Annotated in this window: 11 protein-coding genes and 1 pseudogene; 11 read left to right on the top strand and 1 reads right to left on the bottom strand. The window is 54.4% G+C overall.

Annotated elements, in window-relative coordinates:
- The first annotated feature begins 503 nt into the window (after nt 1–503).
- The 11 genes and pseudogenes from xrt (at nt 504) to FF011L_RS22965 (ending at nt 18,750) form a co-directional block, all read left to right on the top strand.
- Nucleotides 504–6,086, top strand: coding sequence for an exosortase (gene xrt / locus FF011L_RS23010; protein WP_145354299.1), 5,583 nt, complete (start codon nt 504–506; stop codon nt 6,084–6,086).
- A 224-nt stretch (nt 6,087–6,310) separates the two neighbouring features.
- A complete protein-coding gene (locus FF011L_RS23005) occupies nt 6,311–6,973 on the top strand; it encodes an exosortase-associated EpsI family protein (protein ID WP_145354298.1) in 663 nt (220 codons plus the stop codon).
- Nucleotides 6,974–8,620: 1,647 nt separating this feature from the next.
- The gene (locus tag FF011L_RS23000) at nt 8,621–10,882 is read left to right on the top strand and encodes a hypothetical protein (RefSeq protein ID WP_145354297.1); all 2,262 of its coding nucleotides are present in this window, start codon (nt 8,621–8,623) and stop codon (nt 10,880–10,882) included.
- A gap of 264 nt (nt 10,883–11,146) precedes the next feature.
- The gene (locus FF011L_RS22995) at nt 11,147–11,551 is read left to right on the top strand and encodes a hypothetical protein (protein ID WP_145354296.1); all 405 of its coding nucleotides are present in this window, start codon (nt 11,147–11,149) and stop codon (nt 11,549–11,551) included.
- Nucleotides 11,552–11,651: 100 nt separating this feature from the next.
- On the top strand, nt 11,652–12,194 hold the full coding sequence (locus FF011L_RS22990; RefSeq protein ID WP_145354295.1) for a hypothetical protein: 543 nt from the start codon (nt 11,652–11,654) through the stop codon (nt 12,192–12,194).
- 12 nt (nt 12,195–12,206) lie between these two features.
- Entirely contained in the window at nt 12,207–12,416 is a 210-nt protein-coding gene (locus FF011L_RS22985) for a hypothetical protein (protein WP_145354294.1), read from the top strand.
- Nucleotides 12,417–12,865: 449 nt separating this feature from the next.
- A complete protein-coding gene (locus tag FF011L_RS22980) occupies nt 12,866–16,477 on the top strand; it encodes a G8 domain-containing protein (RefSeq protein ID WP_145354293.1) in 3,612 nt (1,203 codons plus the stop codon).
- Between the two features lie 204 nt (nt 16,478–16,681).
- Nucleotides 16,682–16,974: pseudogene (locus FF011L_RS22975) on the top strand (transposase); the annotation flags it as partial.
- Between the two features lie 42 nt (nt 16,975–17,016).
- Entirely contained in the window at nt 17,017–17,853 is an 837-nt protein-coding gene (locus FF011L_RS22970) for an IS3 family transposase (RefSeq protein ID WP_391560947.1), read from the top strand.
- Between the two features lie 30 nt (nt 17,854–17,883).
- A complete protein-coding gene (locus FF011L_RS27115) occupies nt 17,884–18,018 on the top strand; it encodes a hypothetical protein (RefSeq protein WP_261342553.1) in 135 nt (44 codons plus the stop codon).
- Entirely contained in the window at nt 18,019–18,750 is a 732-nt protein-coding gene (locus FF011L_RS22965) for an IS66 family transposase (RefSeq protein WP_315851719.1), read from the top strand. It abuts the gene before it with no gap.
- Between the two features lie 55 nt (nt 18,751–18,805).
- On the opposite strand, the gene FF011L_RS22960 is transcribed toward FF011L_RS22965, so the two are convergent.
- The gene (locus FF011L_RS22960) at nt 18,806–19,900 is read right to left on the bottom strand and encodes an acyltransferase family protein (RefSeq protein ID WP_145354291.1); all 1,095 of its coding nucleotides are present in this window, start codon (nt 19,898–19,900) and stop codon (nt 18,806–18,808) included.
- Nucleotides 19,901–20,091 lie beyond the last annotated feature (191 nt).

The raw sequence follows: 20,091 nt of genomic DNA, 5'->3' as shown, positions 1-20,091 counted from the left end.
GCGAAAGGCGGCACCGCCACGGGAAGAGTCTTCCGCGGGGGCTGCGTATCATTGCAAGTAATCGTTTTAAAACCGAGTTTAAAAGGTGCCAGTATTAAGCAATGCCAAGCAGTGCCATTGCTAAAAACGGTTCGCCCCGTGCGAACCACGGGGGCAATTTTTACGTGTTTTTTGAAGTCAGAGCTCTCGCCCGCCCGGCGTTAACAGCCTCTTTCGCTGTAAGTTCCAAACATTGGGCATAGCCGACGCGATCCCTGCTGCCTACCTGATCGGCCAAAGCTTTCGTTCAATTTTTCCCTATGGAATACCAATTTTTGTCTTCTTGGTTAATATTGTCGGCATGGTCCTGCAGAGGTATACGGTCTCTGTTGGCCATTCGCCTGGTCTTATAGGCGGATGACGCAGCATAAAAGCATTTTACAGCAGCTCAGCCTAATGCCGGGAAGGGACCCCCGGTCCCTCTGTTGCTCCTCACATAAAACCGACAGCTAACGTTTATTTGCATGCCTTCAGCATCCACCACATCGACAACCGACTTCGATAACCCGAATTCTTCTGGCTGGCGAACAAAAGCTTTATGGATCGTTGCGCTGGGTGTATTCGCTTACGCGACCAGCGTTATCGCCGCATCGAGTGATTGGATTGCCCAGCCCGATCAGCAGCACGGGTTTTTGGTCGCCCCGATTGCCGCGTTTTTGCTCTTCTTGCGCCGAAAATCCTTTCCCGGGTTCGGCCGGATGGACCTCCGCGGACTCATTCTGCTGGCCGTGGCGGCCGGAATGCGGATTTATGGGGACCTTTATGTCCGCCCCTGGTTAGATCTTTGGTCGCTTCCTTTGTGGGTAGCGGGCGCGGTTTGGCTGCTTGGTGGGATGAAATTGTTCCGCTGGGCCGCGCCGCCGATTGCGTTCCTGTTCTTTCTTGCTCCGCTTCCGGGCCAAGTCCAGACGGCTGCTGGATATCCGCTTCAGGTGATCGCCGCCACCGGAGGTGGCTGGTTGTTGCAAATGCTCGGTCAGCCCGCGGTTGTGGCGGGAACGACCATTTTGCTTGGCGATGAAGTGCTGGATGTCGAGCGGGCGTGTGCTGGGCTGCGCATGTTTCACGGCATGTTAGCGGTCGCAATGGCATGGTCCCTATACATGGGGTACGGACTGCGGCGGTTCGCCGCGTCGATGGTTTTGGCGCCCTTGGTGGCCGTCCTGGTCAATGTTTTACGAATTGCGATCACCGGGTTGTTGTTTCGATACGTAAGCGGCGACGTGGCTCGAGGCTTTACCCACGATTGGGCGGGGCTGCTGATGATTCCGGCCGGGGCGACCATTTTCTTTTTGATCGATTCAACGTTTGATCGGATGAAGTCTTGGGTTGCGGATCGATCCGAGCGTTGGTTAATGGTTGGGACATGGGCTACGGCAGCCGTTCTGTTGTTTTTGGTGGGCGGCTATTACACCCATCAATACCAGCAGGATAAAGCGATCGGATTGCTGTTGGTCGAAGCACGTTCTTTGAGTGACGGCGAGGATGAAGCCGATTTGCGAACGGCGGTCGATTTGATGCAGCGGTACCTGTCAATTAACCCAACCGATGCCGCAACGATTTCGGAGTTCGCGTTCCTGCATCGTAAACTGGGCGAAGACCAGAGCATGCGAGCCGCACGCCTGCACGAGCTGGCTTGGCGTGAGGACCCCACTCGAGAGCAGGATGTTCTTGAATCGCTGGCGCTGCTGAGTGATCTTGGTGCTTGGCAGTTGTTGTTGGAGCGAACCACCGAATTCAAGCCGGTTCTTGAGGGCAAACCGCGCACACTGTGCATGCGTTTGCAAACCTACGCGGCCAGTCAATTACTTCAGTACTCGGCAGGTGGCGCCGATGCTGGGCAGTTGTTTGCTGCATGCCAGGAGAACTGGAAGGAAGATCCCTCGCATTTGCCACACCTGTGGCAGATTGCGGCACTGTTGAAATTGGACCCCAGTCTCGCATCAAAAGAGCAGGCAATGGCACTCGGCAGCCAGGGACGCCAGGACAAACAAACAGCCGTCTATCCGTTGGGCGCTTCGACTCTCACCGAGGAGCAGCCCTGGAGAAAACTTTTGGGCGCGGGGGAAGGGAAAGCGTTTGAGGTGATTGATAATGCAATCCCAAATCATCCCCAGTCCCCCGAATTGCAATTTTATCGCATCATCCTTTTGCAGGATTTGCAGCTAGAAAATGCCACTACAGAAGCTTTGGATGCTGCGGAAGCGTCGCTTGACCGTGCCGTCACGCGTGCACTTGCGTTGGCCGCGGAACATTCCAAGGATTCAGTAATTGCCGATGCTCCTTTCTTCGCGGACGAAACAGACTACTCGCCATTGGTCAAAAGTATCGACAGTCAGATGGCGGGGGCTCTCCGTCGCGAACGTGTCCAGGCCGGTATCTATCTGTTGGCGGGGCAGAGGGCCGCAGCGAATAATGCCCCCGATCAAGCGAGAGTCTATTTTGAAAAATCGCTCGAACTGGTTCCTTCCAATTTCAATGCGTATGTCTTGCTTGGCAGTCTGTTGCCGCAAGATGCAAATGAAGAACGGATCGCGTTGTTTACCAAGGGACTGGAAGCTTGTGGGACACAGGAGCTAGCCCTCATCCTGCCTTTGGCAACAGCCTATATCAGTAGTGGAAAAGAAGGGGAGGCGGAAACACTGCTTCGACCGTTAGAGGCGATGCTGCCAAAGATTGCAGCTGCCCAGCGAGGTCAGATCGAATTGATGCTAGCCTCCGCACATGCCGCGGGGCTTTCACAGCGGCAGGAGTATCGCGAGGCGGCGAAAATGTTGTCGGAAGCATGCAGTCAGCAATCGATTCTGTCGCAACGACGAAACTTTGCTGCCTTGTATGCGCGCGCTCAGTTTCAACTGGGAAGCCTCTATCGAACCCTGAATCAGGATGCCGCTGCGGCAGCCGCTTTTCAGGAAGGGGGACGTTTTGATCCGGAATCTCCGATTTGGCACCTGAATGCGGCACAGGCTTACGAACTGGCAGGTAACAGTGCGGCGGCGCTTGCACAATACCAGCAGGCGGCTGCGGTCATCGGGCGCCAGGAACCGGGGGTCTACCTGGCGATTGCCCGCGTGCTGATGCAGGACAAACGCGTCGCACCATCGCAGGGTGATTTAGCAGAAGTTCGTTCGATGATTCGTGTGGCCGCACAGCGAGGAGCCGCTCTCGATATCGCTGCGGCGTTACAGGCCGAAACTTACGTCATCGAGGAACGGTATGACGATGCCCTGCAGGTCCTTCGAAAACAGATCGAACAGACGCCCGATTTACCGGGATTGCATTACAGCAGTGCTTTGGTCCATCAGCTTGCGGGCGATTTTGCTGCCGCTCAAGTGGAGACAAGACTTTACGAGGCCGCCGGAGCCACTGCGGGTGAAGTGTTGGCACTGCGGGTGAATCTGTTAGATCGATTCGAGCAGTTCCCCGAAGCGATGCGGATTGTTGACGAAAATCAGGATGGGCTGTCAGACGAGGACCTTAGGGCCGCTCGGACTCAAATCCTTTTAGGGTGCTTTCGCCGGGGGATGGTTGATGAAGGCTTGGAGCGGGGAATTTTGCTGGCGCAGAACTATCGCGATGACCTTGCGGTTCAAAAGTTGGCCGCTCAGCTGTTTGAAGACCTGCGTCTTGACGAAGAATTGATCAAAGTTGAGAAAAACCTTCGATCGATTGAGGGAGAGGAAGGAACCTACTGGCGCGCCACGTTGGCGGCGCGACTGCTTCGTAACGCTGAAAGTGAGCAGCAAGTCGCAGAGGCCACTCAGCTGATTCAGCAGTTGGAACAATTGCTGCCCGATTGGCCCCAGACGCTGATGCTTCGTGGTCGTTTAGCGGCACGGTTGGGCCGCTGGCAACAAGCACTCACCGCATTCGAATCGGCGTGGAATGTCGGTTTGCGGGATGCCGCCCTGGCCAGTCAGTTTTTGAATGCATTGAATCAAACGGGGCAGTCGGCCCGTGCGGTGGAAATCATTGATGAAATCGATCAACTGGTGCCACAATCCACCAGTCTGTTCGACAGCACCATGCCTCAGTTCGTGCAAAGAGATCGCAGTGAGTACGTATTGGATCTCGCGCGTCGCTGGGCTGAGGATGACCCCACGCCGGAAAATTTGACTCGATTGGGGCAAACCCTATCGCTGGTTGCGATCAGTCGGCGGGCAAATCTGAAGGATGGGGAGGATGCCGAACCGGTTGATCTTCTATTGTCAGAAGCGGAGGCGGTTCTTGAGCGTTCGATCGCCGAAGCACCGGGGGAGTTGGGGTCTTGGATTGCTATTTTTCGGCTTGAAGCGGAAGGTCGCGGTCAACGGGACCGTGCACTCGAAAGGTTGGCGACCCTATCGAAGCAATTGGAGATCCCTGCACTGCAGAGAAATTTTGTGCTTGCCCAGTTGTACGCTCGCACCGGGGAAGACGCGCGTGCTGGTCAGGTGTTTGAAGATTGTTTGGACTTGGTTCAGGACCAGACGCCGCAAATTCAGGCAACCGTGCGTTTGGCGGCGGCGGAATTTTTTGCCCCTCGGCGACCCGAATTGGCCCAAAAGCTATGTCTGGAATTGGTCCAGATGGACAGTGAGTATCAAGTCGCTGCCACAAATCTGTTGCTTAACTTGTTGCTTACCAAAGATAGCCCCGGGGCGATCGACGAAGCCATCGCATTGCACGCAGCGGAGATGGGGCGCGCTGAAACCATTGACGATGCGAGTAAGCGATTACAAGCACGGTTGCTGTTTCGCCGCGCGACGACCGAACCAGAAAATGGGAACCGAGCGGCCAATCGCAACGATGGGATTCAGCGAAACCTTATTTCGACGCGGCCTGTTTCGCTTGAAGGCTCCGCGGATCAGACCGACAGCGAAAGTGCTGCGGTAAGCAGCGTCGAACCGATCACCGGCCAAGCCCTTGAAGATCTGGCAGAAGCGGCCAGCCTACTGGAAAGCATCAGCCCACGCCGTCCCGAAGATGCGACGTTGCTGGCGCAGGTCTATGCGGCGCAGGGAAGGGATTTGTACGCGTTCAATACCTATCGCGAGGCCCTTCGTCTGGAGATTCCGACGGCAGATCGACTTGTAAAATTTCTTGAATTTTGGATTTCAACCTACGCAGCGTCCGGGCAGTATCGACCCATCGCGGATCGTTATCTTTCAGAACTTGCGGGGCATCGTGCTGAGGCTGCACGTTGGCTGCGGTTACGTCTTCAGTGGAATCAGCAGTTCGCCAACACGGATGCGGGGGATCGCGATGGGGAAGCAACTGCTGCGGCGCCATTGCAGCCGATGCAATCCGATGAAGAAATTCTGCAGGAGTACCGTCAGGTTTTCTTGGCGAACACCGATCAAGCCACTCGCAATGAACTGGTCGTCCAGTGCATTTTCGGGCTGGCTTTGGCAAAGCGGCAGGATGCGATCGCGTTGGCTCTGGAAGGTTTTAAGCAGTCAGGCGTGGATGCGAAATTTTTAGCGGTGGCCGCGGCAGCGGCGACGTTAAGATCGATCGAAGAGCGTTCAACGTCACAGGCGCTATGCGATTGGTTGATCGCCAATGCCAGTGCAGAAGGACCAACTTTTGATGGAATAACACAATTGATTGGGGATGCTCTGTTCCTGGGCGGTCGAGGTAAAAACGCCGAGGAATATTATCGAGCGACCCTTGCCAAATCACCAGAGAATTCGGGGGTGATGAATTCGCTGGCGCTTCTGTTGGCGGAACAACCAACCGGTTTCGATGAAGCGATTGCACTGATCGACCAGGCGATCGAACTTCAGCCCGACAGCGAGGACCTTGTCGATTCAAAGTTGATCATCGCATTGTTGGGTGACGACTTGGAATTGGCCGCAGAATTGGAGTCACAGCTTCAATCGGATTTCACGGCAGGCGTATTGATGCACCGAGCCGTCCTGGCGGACAAACTCAAGCAGCCTGAAGAGGCATCGCGGCTATTTCAGATGGCCCGCGATGCACGCGTGGGAAGCGGTCTGCAAACTGCCTCCGACAAAGAAATGTACGCGACCATGGTGGAGAAGTATGTGAAGTCCAACGACTAACCGAATAACGCAGCATGCTTCCGCTGAGGATTGATCACGAACCTAAATGCTTAGCGGAAGGGCGCGAGCCCTCCGGCCCGAAAACAAAAATCCTTTCGCTGAGCGAAAGCCGACAATACTAAATCGCCAAGAGGCTGCCGCAGCGGATTATGAAGAACCCATACCTCACGCAACATCGCAACGCTTCAGCGATCTAAAGACCTTCCACGATTGACAACGAACCGATGAAAATTCTAAACGTGATCGCCCTGATTGGCTTTGCTGTGCTGACCATCGGCCCCGCCGGTTTTAAATACGCGTTATCGAACCGCACCCCGGTAGATTACGGAACCCTTTCGGCGGAGCTAGAAAAGGTTTCGTTGGTCCCTGATGGTTGGGAAGGGGCAGATCACGGCTACGAATTCGACGAGGACTGGAAGCAGCGTCTGGAGTTGGTTGACAATTGGTCCCTGCAAGTCACATCGCCTGCGGGGCAGCGGATCCTTGTCCTTTTGATGCTGAGCGAAACGGGCGAACAGCTCTACCACAACCCCGAGGTCTGCTACGCCGCACAAGGTTGTGAGGTCCGCGGGGATACCTTGGTCGCAGAGATGACGGATCCAGGCCTTGGTGAATTTCGCGCGGTAGAAATCGAATTTCCAGGGTTTGGCGACGTGCCGCACGGTGTCGCAACCTGGGCTTTTTGGATGGGGGATCAATGGGTGTCCCCAGCAAAAAGTGGCATCACCAACCAGCTTGGTCGAGCCCGTTATCTATTAAAAGTCCAGTTGATGGTGGAGAACACCAGGATCGCCAGTCCTACGGCGACCAAAGACATCGACAGTTACTTAGAATTTTTGGCAAATCAATTGCGGCTCGCAAAGATCCCAAGCAATTCTCCCCTCTAACGCAGTTCGAAATACCATTCGCTACCCAGATGAGCAACATCAGCCACGTAGCTACCGTCGCCAGACGGTGGTTCCGAAGGGGTTGCAGCAGTTAACGGGTCTACCGTGGGCCGAGTGAACACGTAGCCCGGAGGGCGGCAGATACTTGCCGGCGGCGTCAGCCGCCGGAGTGGGTAACGCGAAAAGGAAAGCCCAGAGGGCGACAGAATCATCCTTGTCTGTCGCCCTCTGGGCTTTCATGTGCCCGCTAGGTTTCCATAGCCCGGAGGGCGGCAGATATTTGCCGTCGGCGTCAGCGGCCGGAGTGGTTATCGCGAAAAAGGAAAGCCCAGCGGGCGACAGAATCATCCTTGTCTGTCGCCCGCTGGGCTTTCATGCGCTCGCAAGGTTTCCATAGCCCGGAGGGCGGCAGATACTTGCCGTCGGCGTGAGCCGCCGGAGTGGTTATCGCGAAAAGGAAAGCCCAGCGGGCGACAGAATCATCCTTGTCTGTCGCCCTCTAGGCTTTCATTCGCACGCAAGGCTTCCTTCCGTAGCCCGGAGGGTGGCAGATACTTGCCGTCGGCGTCAGCCGCCGGAGTGGTTATCGCGAAAAAGGAAAGCCCAGCGGGCGACAGAACCATCCTTGTCTGTCGCCCTCTGGGCTATCATTCGCACGCAAGGTTTCCATAGCCCGGAGGGCGGCAGATACTTGCCGGCGGCGTCAGCCGCCGGAGTAATTATCGCGAAAAGGAAAGCCCAGCGGGCGACAGAACCACCCTTGCCTGTCGCCCTCTGCGTTTTAATGCGCACGCACGCAAGATTTCCATAGCCCGGAGGGCGGCAGATACTTGCCGTCGGCGTGAGTCGCCGGAGTGGTTATCGCGAAAAGAAAAGCCCAGCGTGCGACAGAACCACCCTTGTCTGTCGCCCTCTGGGCTTTCATGCGCCCGCTAGGTTTCCTTAGCCCGGAGGGCGGCAGATACTTGCCGGCGGTGCAAGCCGCCGGAGTGGTTGTCGCGAAAAGGAAAGCCCAGCGGGCGACAGAACCATCCTTGTCTGTCGCCCTCTGGGCTTTCATGCGCCCGCAAGGCTTTCGATCAAATCAACAGTCCGTTACGCAGCCGGTTGAAATTTCGACAGCCGGCGGGCCCAATGAATCGAACTCCCTAAATGCCGGGCCGTCTGGCCGCATCCCCAAAAACTCCGCCACATCGCAATGGACTCCACTCGCTTCCGTTTCACATCCGTAGACGCAGCAGGGCAGGGGGCACCGCATCCGCGAAAGTAAGGGATGCATGGCAAGGTGGTCATGGTCGCCCTTCGGGTGTCTCCACCGCGCTGCATTGTTCCAGTCGCCATGCCGCCGCGCCCAAATAACACGCGACATACCGAAGGACGGCATTTTCGCTAGGAATATTTACGATGCGGCCTATAATGAAAGCGGTAAAACCTGGGAACGCCTTCGATGAACCTCACCGGACATCGAATCGACTCTCTCCTTTCGCTTGGCAAGCTAGTGGAACATGGTTCGCCTGCGGTTCCGGAACATCGAGTGTCTTAAAGACCCGGCGGAAGACCTTCGCGATCGACGGCGCCCTTTAAGGGCCACGCATTACCATTTTTTCCTGCTAGGTTACCAGCCGTTCGACAAAGGTATTGAAATTGATGAATGCGATGGATTCGACACCCGATTCAGACCAGCTGTTCCTAGCCAATCCGCATAGTCCGTCGGCTGTCCAGAATGTTGCCGAAGATTCAGAGCAATCCAGCGAAGCTGCCAAGCACCTAATCGGATCCCTGAAACGACGTTGGTGGTACTACTTGCTCATCACTGCGATCGCCGGTGGGGCGGGGTATTTCGTCGCCAAGGAATATGGAAGTTACGTTTACACCGCCTACACGCAGGTGCGTGCCCAGACGCTCCCGTTTCCGCCGGGAAAAGCCTACTATGTGCCGCCGGCTATCGAAGATTTTGCGGGATACCTAAGTCATCCACAGGTCGTTGCGGCATTGCAAGAGGATTACGGGATTGTGCCCGACCCTACAGGCAAAGAGCAGTTGGTCGAGCATAAATATGACCGCAGTACCAAGGTCATCACCGTCCAGATGTCGCGTGCAGCCGCGGCTGAAGCGGCGGCAGTTGCGAACCAAGTTGTCCAGGACGCGATTGCCTTGTCGCTTAGTGAACGAAAGCAATCGCTCGCGGACTCGCTTCGGTATTTCAGTAGCCTGGTAGGAGAAGCGGAAGCAGAGGCCGCTTCCAAGCGGCAGGCAAAGGCCGACCGGCTCAGCGCCCTGAAGACGCGATTCGCAAAGGATCGTGGGGCGGAACTGGCCTACGAGGAGGTTACCGAGCTGGTTAGTCGAAAACGCGAGCATGTCGCCAAATTAGAAGACGAATTAGAAGACGCGCAGAGGCTGCGTGACGTGCTAAGCAAAGACCAGCAAGAATTGTTGGCCAAGGCGGCTGAAGAACCCTTGGAAACCGTCCGCGAAGAATTGACCACCCGGAAAAGTGAGTACGCGGACAAGTCCGCTCAGGCCCGCGAAATCGATGCATTGCTTGCCCGCCTGGATAAGCTTCAAGGCAAAGAAATAACTTCGTCGGAAGAGCTGTATGCGACTCTCGGTGAATTGTCAAAGATCGCCGGCCGCGAGGTGTCTATCTCGGAACGCGATATCGAGCAAGCGACGCGTATCGACGATGATATGTATAAACTGCGGAATCAGTTGATCCTGCTTCCTCGAAAACTGGAAGCCGAGCGTCAGGATTTGTCCAGCGCCATCGATCAGCGTGCTGGGATGGCGATCGCCGACGAGATGGATTTTGAGAACACTCCAGAGATCCTTGAACTGACAGCGCAGATCGAGCGGGCCGAACGGAGCGTTGAGGAGATCACCAATGCAGTCAGTTGGGTTACCGACATGCAGGCTCTGGAGACGCCGGTTTACGAGCAGTTGGTTGTCGCATCTCCTGAAACGGCCATTCCGGATGGGAATCAAAAGAAGTTGTTTGTCCTTGTCTTCGGTGGGATTGGGGTTGTGTTAGGCATGCCTTTGCTGATGTTTGACATCATTCGCCCACCCTCGACGCCCTCGCAGCGGCTGAGTAAGCAATTCGGAATTTCGATGTTGGCCACTCACGAATTGATTGGAAAGTCGATTCCGAATCGTCAATTGGAAGCGAATGACCCTGAACTCCGTTTGCTGGCGCTGCGAATCCAACAGGCAGCGCGAACCTCACGTGGATCGGTAGTGCTGTTCAGCAGTCTAGCGGACCATGTTGGCACCGCCGATTTGACGACGACCGTCGCAAAATGTTTGGCAGCGCGTGAGGAACGAGTTCTGGTGATCAATTTGGAACCGATTGCTGAAAACCGAAAAGGCCTGCTCGCTAGCCCGCGCGGCCGTCATGAAATTAATTCGGTTCCTCATTTAGTTGCTTCCCCGGTCAATGGGAATCAGCGACCGGAACTTGACAGCGATCAGTTGGGCGTGCCGGCAGAAGTCGTGACTGAGGACGGCGAGATTCTGTCGGTATCTGAAGAAAGTGCCGATGGGGGCCGATTCGGACTCGCGATGGCCCTTGCGGGAGCCACTAAGTCACCCGATGACGTGCTGGTCTTTCACGGAGAAGACGGAATCGATCGGCTCGAGTTGGGCGAAGGAGAACTGCCCGTCGAGGCATTTGCTTCGCCATTGATGACGAAGTTGTTAGACAAGTATCGCAACGAATACTCGATGGTGCTGCTTAGCGGGCCAGCGGCCAAGCACGTGGCCGATGTGCAGATGCTGGCGTCGCGATGTGATGGCACTCTTTTTGTAGCTCCCAAACGTGGCTCCCTGACGCCCCGGGCACATCGAATCATCGAAGACCTAGTCGCCAGTCGCAACCCGATCATGGGGATCGCTGAAATTCCGACTTGAGAAGGGAATCTTCGCGTGGCGCATAACCTGAACTGGAGCGACCAGTCGCATGCGGTAAACCGGCGGGAGGGAACCGGCAGTCATCACAGGGAGGAGGAATCATGCTTCTTGATCCTCTTGGAATAGAGGTTTTCCATAGACATGTTCTATTTAGAGTGGGGGATGTGCGGCTTGTACATGGTCTCATCGGCATCCGCATTGCGTTGCACAGGTTTTTGGGACGGTACACGGCAGCGACCTACTGCCCAGCGTTTTTGGACGCTGTTGAGCGTTGTGCTTTTGCTATTTGGTGTAAACAAGATTGCCGACCTGCAGACTTACTTGCTGAAGACGCTTAAGTTGCTTGCACTGGAGGTTGGAATTCGCGAATATCGTCTGCCGCTCAAAGTGGTATTTCTGGCTGTTGTTGGTGCCATGGCATTGCTGGCGTTGGTGGCGCTTGGTCGCTGGGGACGCAATTCGACACCTAAGTCGCGTTGGCTTGCTTGTGGAGTAGGCTGCCTAATGTGCTACTATCTTCTGAGAGCTGGAGGGAGTGTCACTCGTCACATGAGTTTGATCGGGCCGGAGTCTATTTGGCCCTTGGAAGTCCTTGGGATTTTATTGGTTCTGACAGCTGCGACGTTGCATTATGGCTCGCTGAGTCGCAGTGGAACGTCGTATGGCTAGTCAGGCAAATTAGAGACAAAGCACGTTAAGGGCCGTCGCGGCTCTTGGTTTCCTCATGCGGGGCTCACATTGGCTATCACTGTCACGTTCGGCTGGTTCGATGCTTTTGATTACCACCTCGACCGCCCAATGGTTGACCGTCGCCGTTTATCTGTTGGCTGCAGCGATTTGGTTTGTGCGTCACAGGTCGGTCGGAGCAACGTTTGCCGCATTGGGAGGGATGCTGCTTCTCTTAGTATTAGCATCTGATCGCCTTTGGTGGTGGAACCACGATTTCGTCGAAGTGGTTCGTCAGGTAGCGAAGGTTTCGGGGTGGTATGTTCTGCGGAGGAATTACCAGTCTGGCGGGGTTCTAATAGTTGGCGTTCATGCAGTGTGCGGTGCGGCGGCTCTGTACATTCGGTCCCCGCGTGCAGCATCGCAGGCGGGGCCTTTGTTGGCCTTACTTGTTTTTTGCGTTGTCAGAGCGGCTAGCCATCACGATATAGATCTGTGGTTGGTCACTACTTTTTGCGGGCTACGCATTCATTGGTGGATCGAGTTGCTGCTGTTAGCCTGGATCATAGTGATGGCTGCAGTTCTGCCTGGGAAAGGGGGCAAGCGGGCTTTAGCCAACGCCAGCCTGGGGGAAGCGTTGCAGTAATTGTTGAAAATCATGGATGGCCCTTCAGGAGGGAAGGCTCATGACTTCTTTTTTGTCGCTGGCATCCAGCGTTGTTTGGTCCACAAAGAACGCAGCGTGAAAGTAAGCTTTCCAGTCGCCATTGAGGCGGACCGTCGCTACTGTTCACCCGCCGTCGCAGCGTTCTGGGAATCGCAGTTCAGCGTCAGGCCGGTTTTGCGGCGACTTGAGACGTCGCCTTAATAGGCGGGACAATTTTCCAGTCTGTCGTTCAGGATTTGACAGGCTAGATACCTATCTCGAGATTCGATTGCACCGGTAGGTAAATCGAAGTCCCCCCACTAGTCGACGGTTGTAATCGTTTTTCATGTCGCGGGGCGCTCAAGCCCTTAGCTGCCGGCTTTGGCGATGTTGGTGTTGGTTTCGCAGTCCAGGACACCGTTTTATTTAGGCGACAGGTCAGTGCGGAATCTGCCGCTGTTGAGGTAAGGGGGTGGAACCGTCCCCTCGTGGCTTCATTTTGGAGGTAGGTGCTACCTAGTCGTCTGATCGCTATCCTTTTCTGTTTCCGCGTGATAGCGTGTAATGAATTTGGCGCCCTAATGGCAGTTTGATTCTAGATGCAAGGCTGAAGCAAATTGAGATATTCGCACAGAAAGCTGACTAAAGTCAATTGGAAGCCATCCGTTGAAATGCTAGAGCAACGCCGGTTGATGGCGGTGGTCGTTGGCCAGTATTGCGACGCGCAGGGCAACATCTCGTCAGACATTTCATCGTGGACGAGCATCGTGCCAGAAGGTGAGGCAGGTGGCACTGAGGATCTCGCACCGGAATCAGAAGATGACAGCGTAAAGGTTAACTTCGCTGAAACTGCGGTTGTCATCCCTTCGCAAATGTTGGGTAATGACCGCGACCCAGAGGGATTGCCTCTGAGTATCGTTGGCATTTCGAATATCAGCGGCGGCACAGCTGAATTAAGACAGGGGTTGGTTTTCTTTACGCCGGATGATTCTCTGCTGCCCATGTCGTTCGATTACGTTGTGCGTAATCCGGCTGGGCTGGATTCCACTGCCACCGTACGTCTGACTGCAAGGTCACCCGTGCACGGTATGCATGATGATCATGTCCGCGCGGCCGAGCACCAGGCACTTTTCACCCTGATCGACAGCAACGATACGACCAACGTGGCGGTCCAGGCTGGGCTGTGGTCGGACGCTGAGACATGGTCGACAGGTGTCGTGCCTGGTGAGGGCGATCGCGTGCTGATTCACAATACGGTCGAGGTCGTTTACGACGTCCACAGCGACGCCGCTTTAGAGTGGCTTCGTGTTGATGGCGTGTTAACGTTTCGGCCAGATGTCAACACACAACTGGTTGTCGAAACGCTCGCCACGGATCCCCTGTCGATTCTCAATATAGGAACCCAAGACGAATCCGTTCATTCCGATGTGACGGCTCAGATTTTGATTGATACATCGGGCGGGCCATTAAGCCAAGTCGAAGACCCGACCTTGATTGGGCGTGGGGTTATCAGTCATGGCCAAACGAACATTTACGGCGCCGAAAAAGTTGAGCACACCACACTGCTGGGCGACGCCCTTGCCGGGGATGCCTACATTGAGCTTGCTGACGCGACTTCACCCGTTGGTTGGCAAGTTGGCGACACCTTGTTGTTGGTCGGAACGGAAGTTGACGCGTCGTTGCTGGGGCTAGGAGCGGACGCGGATGCCATCGTTGCAGCGGATGCCGACAACTCCAGATTTGGTGATGAACTCCTTGAAATTACCAGTTTCGACGTCGTCGATGGCCGAGTTCGCGTTTTCTTCAATAACGTGACCAACCAGTCGGCAATGGATCAGGGGCTAATCACGTTGCTGTGGAAGCACGAGCGGCCCGACGGCGACACGTTTGATGCCAGTGAGCTATCCATTCATGTGGCAAACCTGACACGCAACGTGGTTGTCCGTTCAAGTGACCCATCGGTGGACACCCAGGAACGTGGCCACTTCATGTTAATGCACAACACGAATGCCGAAGTGCATCACGCACAGTTTCGTGACCTAGGGCGATCAGACAAGCGGCTGGTAGTGGACGACCCAATCGCGGTAGGCAATTTCGACGGGACTCCGGGAACAGGAACAAATACTCGCGGTCGTTACGGCCTGCATCTGCACCGAATGGGGGCAAATGATCTTAATGGCAATGCCGCGCAGATTACCGGCAATGTCGTGTGGGGGACGCCTGGCTGGGGCATTGTGCAGCACGACAGCCATGCGGTATTAGAAAACAATGTCGTGTTCGACGTTGTTGGAGCAGGGATCGTGGCTGAAGAGGGGAACGAACTGGGGGTCTGGCGCGATAATTTGGTCGTTAAGATCACGGGCGACTTGGTCAACAATTTTGACGATAATGTCTTGTTTAAAACGCTTCGCGGTCCCCGGTTCGACCTGGGCTTCGTTGGTAGCGGCTACTGGGTACAGGGCGGCGGCTTTGGTATCCGCTTGGAAGATAATGTTGCTGCCAGCACGAACGGGGCCGGTTTTGATCTCGTTCACAACACTGACGGACTGGCCAAGAAATCACTGGTCTCAGTCGAGAACATTGCCGACCCACTGGTGCGGCAAGCCTTTATTGACGCCGGGCACACGGTCATAACGCCGAACAACGTTCCGACGCGGGGAATAGACGGCTTGGTTTCTTATAACGGCTTCCGTGGCATCCATACTTGGCTGCATAATCGCGACAGTCAGGATATGGAAGGGGTATTTACTTTCGGGACGTGGACAGCACATGATTTTCGCTCCACGATCGAGAACTACCAAATATGGAACGTGCAAAGTGGCGTGCAGAACTTCTATTCCACTCGCTTTGATTTTTTAAATGGCTTGATCGTGGGCGACCTTGATAACCCGGTGCACATGGAGTGGGCGTCGCAAGCTAATAACGCGTCAGGCATTGGCGTCAGCCATAATCAAGGCGACGCCAATAACATTCTGTTTGATGGTTTGCGGATAGAGGGTTTCGAATACGGATTCCAGGTCTTCAGTCCGCATTATTCAGAAATTACCGGGTTGGTTCCATACGCGACAAGTGAACTGCGCAATGCCGCGATATCGAATGTTGAGTACGCCTTCTTGCACAATAGCAGCCAACGGGCTGACCGGGTTACGGATCAATTTTCAGACCTTTTTGTCCTGGACGAATCGTCTACGTTCAATACGCTAACCGCTGAAGAGAACGTGGCCCCGATTGCGGCGTTTGAATTCACGAATGGAGAAGGGATCTCCGTGGTTTTGGACGCGGCCAATTCGCGTGACTTAGACCCTGGCCCTAGAGTCATCGATACAGACGACGGTATTGCCGCGTATGCTTGGGATTTGGATGGCGATGGGCAATATGATGATGCGTACGGCCAATCTCTAATCCACAACTTCGCCGCCGTGGGTGAGTACAGTATCGGATTGAAGGTATGGGATGATGATGGCGCCAATTCGACAATCACTCAGCTTGTCACGGCAACCGCGAATCCCTACAGCAATCCATGGCTTGACGGTGACTTCTCTGCGACGGATGCGTTTAGTGGAGGATTCTATGGCTTGGCCAGCAATCGGCGAGGCGAGGGATGGATTGCCCGCGACATGCAACGTAATCCTGCAGGTTTTGCCGAAATAGCCACTCCTCAGCATCAACTGGGCAGGCTAGGCCAGGTGGTCCGAAACCAGTACGTGCATCGTGGCCAACAGACGTTCTCTTTCGATATCATGAACACTAACGTTGACTATCGGACCAATCACCTGCAAGTGAGTTTGTTCGGTATCAATGGCCAGTGGGATCTTGCCAATTTCGCACCATCGCCAATATACGCCATGGCAGCCCCTGAGTTCACAGCGTTAGTTGACGTCGACATGGGGCCGACGGATAGCGCTGATTGGCAAACACAGACGTTCGATATTGATCTGGGTGCCGAGGGCTTTGAGTACCTTGTCATCGTTGTAGAGTACTTGTACTACAACTACGAGCAGGGTGACTATTTCGCGCTTGATAATTTTTCGTTAACCAGCGACTTTGCGATGTCGGTGCCGCTCCCTGCCTTGTCCTTGAGTGGCAATACGCACGCCTTCGATAATGACGAGGAGCCGATACCCCTCCAGACGCCTCGCGATGTGCTTGCGTTCGCAACGCCAATTGTGGGCCCTGAGCAACCTGCACCGGCGGAGTTACTGCCAATGCCAAGAGGCCATCTCGAAGACATCTATTTCTCCGAGTCTGATACGGAAGAACACTTGCCATTTCTGGAGCTGTAATGTCACATAGGGCGGGCGGTCAGGCTCCAGGGCGATTGCATGAGGACTCGCGGGGTGAAAAGCGCTTTTCCATTTAGCGGTCCTCCCCTCCAGTGTTCAGGCTCTTGTTCATGGTTCCCGACTTGGTTAGCTCGCTGGAATGCTCCCCAAAACCTGATCCAGGTGCTATGAAAGTCTAGAACCAATTTCGGTAAAGGATTTTTCATGAGCAAGAAACGACGACGACATTCACCTGAACAGATCATTAAGAAGCTACGCGACGCCGACTCGATGTTGGCGGCAGGCAAAAGCGTTGGCGAAGTGCTGCAATCCCTCGAGGTCAGTGAAGCGACACTGAGCCGCTGGCGAGCTCAGTACGGCGGGATGAAGAGCGAAGAAGCCAAGCGTCTGAAGACACTTGAGGAAGAAAACAATCGCCTCAAGAAGATCGTTGCCGACCAAGCGCTGGACATCTCGATGCTCAAGGAAATCACCAAGGGAAACTAACAACCCCTCAATCTCGCCGCGATGCAGTCATCGAGCTTCAAGAGAAATTCTCAATATCGGAGCGACGTGCCTGCCGGGTGCTCGACCAACCGCGGTCGAGTCAGCGATTTGAGGGGAAACCCAAGGATGAAGACCAGCGACTGACGAAGCGAATTCTTGAATTCGTTCGGCAACGCCCGCGTTTCGCTTATCGACGTATCTGCCAACTTCTGCGCCGTGAAGGTGAGACATTGAACATGAAGAAGATGTACCGACTTTGGAGAGCTGCTGGCTTGAAGGTGCCACGAAAACGGCGTAAAAAGCGTGCTACGGGTGTTCGTGGCAATGCGTGCGATGTTCAAGCGGCGTCTTTCATTCACGACGTTTGGACGTGGGACTTCGTTCAATCGTCGACTCTTAATGGACGGGCAATTCGTTTCCTGAACATTGTCGACGAGTACACACGTCAGTGCCTGAGCATCAAAGTTGGACGCAGTATCACGAGCGAAGATGCGATTGACACGCTGGCTGAACTGTTTGCAATGCATGGCGTTCCAAAACGACTTCGTTGCGACAACGGCCCAGAGTTCATTTCAACGGCAATCAAGCAATGGCTAGCAACGATCGGTGTCGAAATCCTTTACATCGAACCTGGCTCTCCCTGGCAGAACGGCGTCTGCGAGAGTTTCAACAGTCGCCTGCGAGACGAGTATCTGCACCAGACGCACTTGATCGATGAAGACGACGCGCGAATAAAATCGCGAGCTTGGCGGGACGACTTCAACACATTCCGCCCACACAGTTCGCTCGGCTACCTGACTCCATCGGAGTTCGCGATTCGCAGTGCTGCTTCCGTTCGGCCTACGGCCTCACTTCAGCAGCACTGCGAATCACCTGTCCCTGTTTCCTAATCCAATCTTTCATAACGCTTGGTACAGAAAATGGGGGCATCCCACCTTCGCGATGTCTACGATTTGAAGCTCTCTCGAGGTCTGTTGTCCAAGGTCATCAACAAAGTCAGTCAGGCCATCTCGCCGCTCTACGAAGATCTGTTCGGGAAATTGAAAGCCGACTGAATCCTGAACATCGACGAGACCGGGCACCGCGACAGCGGCAAGCGAATGTGGACATGGTGCTTCCGCGGAAGCGACTTCACCGTTTTCAAGATCGATCCGTCTCGCGGCAGCGGTGTATTGCTGGATGTTCTCGGAGAAGAGTTCAACGGGATCATCGGTTGCGATTACTTCAGTGCGTACCACAAGTACCGCGGACTGACCGATTGCAGTATTCAATTCTGCTTCGCCCACCTGATTCGGGAATTGCGTTTTCTTAAAGAACATTTGATAGACCGTACCCACGGTTGGGCGAGTCGGCTGCTCGATGCGATCCGGGACATGTTCGGAGTCATCCATCGGCGTGAGGATTTGGGGAATCGCTTCGACGGCGAACTGGAGGATGCGGCGATGGAGGTGCTCACGCGAGCTCGGTTCCGCGTTCCGGAAGACAAAAAAGCTCGCAACCTCTCGGCCCGATTCGCCAATGACGGCGACAGCTATTTGAAATTTCTAACGACACCTGGGCTGGAACCGACAAACAACGTTGCCGAACAGGCGATTCGGTTTGTGGTAATTGATCGCAAAGTGACTCAGGGCAGCAAGAGCGAAGGCGGGCAACGTTGGCTCGAACGCATTGGGACGGTGTTGGCGACTTGCTCGCATCAGGGCAAATCGCTGTTGGATGTACTGCGGACATCGCTTGAATGTTTCTTTCGTGGCGAACGGCCTCCACCACTGCTGCCCACCGGATAGAATCAACCCACGTTCTCAAACTGACGGGCTCGGCGTGCGCGTCACCCGTGAACAGTTACGATTTCGAAGCGATGATTTCGTCTTGGCAAGCCCGATTTCTTGGCTGTAATTTCACATGGCGCGAAAGTTTAATAAATGGGCGTTCGACAACAAACCACATCACAAACGCAGTTGCCAAGCAGATGCCAACTGCAATACAAAGCATCAAGTATTCGTTTGCCGTTGTCGCCGGAATCTTCTTCTTTAATAAAAAGAAACTAGCGCCAGTGATAGGATTGTGAATGAGATACAGACTGTACGAAACCAATCCAAAAAATTGAATCCAACGCCATTTCAACCAATGTTCCATGCGATTCGTTTCACCGCAGATGAACAGTAATGTCGCCGTACTAACGCAAACAATCGCGAATTTATCAACGCGATAAACGGCACTTGCGAGAATCACTGCCGCGTATGTAGTAAACCAAGCTTTGGGTATTTTTTTCGCCCAGGCCCAGTAGCTGAACACGCCGAGAAGAAATCCGTACCAAAGGTTGACAAATAGGCCTTGGATTGGATTCTGTGTGATGATCCCCAATCCCCAGATTAATGAGACAATCGCGGCAGGTATGAAAACGATCGCACGTCCCTTCCTTCCAAAAAATTGACTTAATCCCAGTAAAATGCAGAGAACTAAATAGAATTGAATTTCATAGCATAGAGTCCAGAACACATCACTAATCTGCTCCATTCCGAGCAAGTCCTGAAGATAAACCAAATGTGCAGCAACGACCTGTGGTTTCGGCAGGATTATTTCTTCATGCTTCACTTTCGCCGATACAAATGCCAACGCAAGTACCAAGATGATTGATGCGAAATATGGTGGGTCCAAACGAATAGATCGGCGTGCCATAAATCGGACGAGGTACCCAGGCGTCACCGCCGCGTCGCGTAGCGAGTGCGCAATTACGAATCCACTAAGTACGAAAAAAATTGCAACTCCGAATTTTCCCCACTGGAATAAGAAGATTAACAACCAGTCGGGCAATGTTGCCGCCAGGTTCGGTAGGTGCCCGCCTTTATAGGCGTGGAATAGTACAACCCATGTCGCTGCCACGCCGCGTAAGCCATCGACAAACAAGAAGCGGCGAGGAATATGCATTGAGTTCATAGGGTGACCGTGTTCTGTGTGGGAGTTCGATGCAGGCGGGCTTGGTGGGTGATGGGGACGAAGCCGATCTGTGCACTATGACATAGGGTGGGCAACCCGAGCAAGTCTTTATAGGTAACTTCAGAAAGATACTACTGAGTAGTGGATGAATGATCCAGGAGAATGTTGTTGATTGCCTTGGATAGGCGATC

Origin of the sequence: Roseimaritima multifibrata, assembly GCF_007741495.1 — a bacterium.
Lineage (GTDB): Bacteria > Planctomycetota > Planctomycetia > Pirellulales > Pirellulaceae > Roseimaritima > Roseimaritima multifibrata.
Note: the sequence above shows the minus strand (reverse complement) of the source record. Positions and strands in the feature narration are given on the sequence as shown.

Bases quoted from the DNA above. Each gene is read 5' to 3' on its own strand.
- FF011L_RS23005 (WP_145354298.1), top strand. From the start codon at position 6,311: ATGAAAATTCTAAACGTGATCGCCCTGATTGGCTTTGCTGTGCTGACC.
- FF011L_RS22990 (WP_145354295.1), top strand. From the start codon at position 11,652: ATGCTTTTGATTACCACCTCGACCGCCCAATGGTTGACCGTCGCCGTT.
- FF011L_RS23000 (WP_145354297.1), top strand. From the start codon at position 8,621: ATGAATGCGATGGATTCGACACCCGATTCAGACCAGCTGTTCCTAGCC.
- FF011L_RS22960 (WP_145354291.1), bottom strand. From the start codon at position 19,900: ATGAACTCAATGCATATTCCTCGCCGCTTCTTGTTTGTCGATGGCTTA.
- FF011L_RS22985 (WP_145354294.1), top strand. From the start codon at position 12,207: ATGGATGGCCCTTCAGGAGGGAAGGCTCATGACTTCTTTTTTGTCGCT.
- xrt (WP_145354299.1), top strand. From the start codon at position 504: ATGCCTTCAGCATCCACCACATCGACAACCGACTTCGATAACCCGAAT.
- FF011L_RS22980 (WP_145354293.1), top strand. From the start codon at position 12,866: ATGCTAGAGCAACGCCGGTTGATGGCGGTGGTCGTTGGCCAGTATTGC.
- FF011L_RS27115 (WP_261342553.1), top strand. From the start codon at position 17,884: ATGGGGGCATCCCACCTTCGCGATGTCTACGATTTGAAGCTCTCTCGA.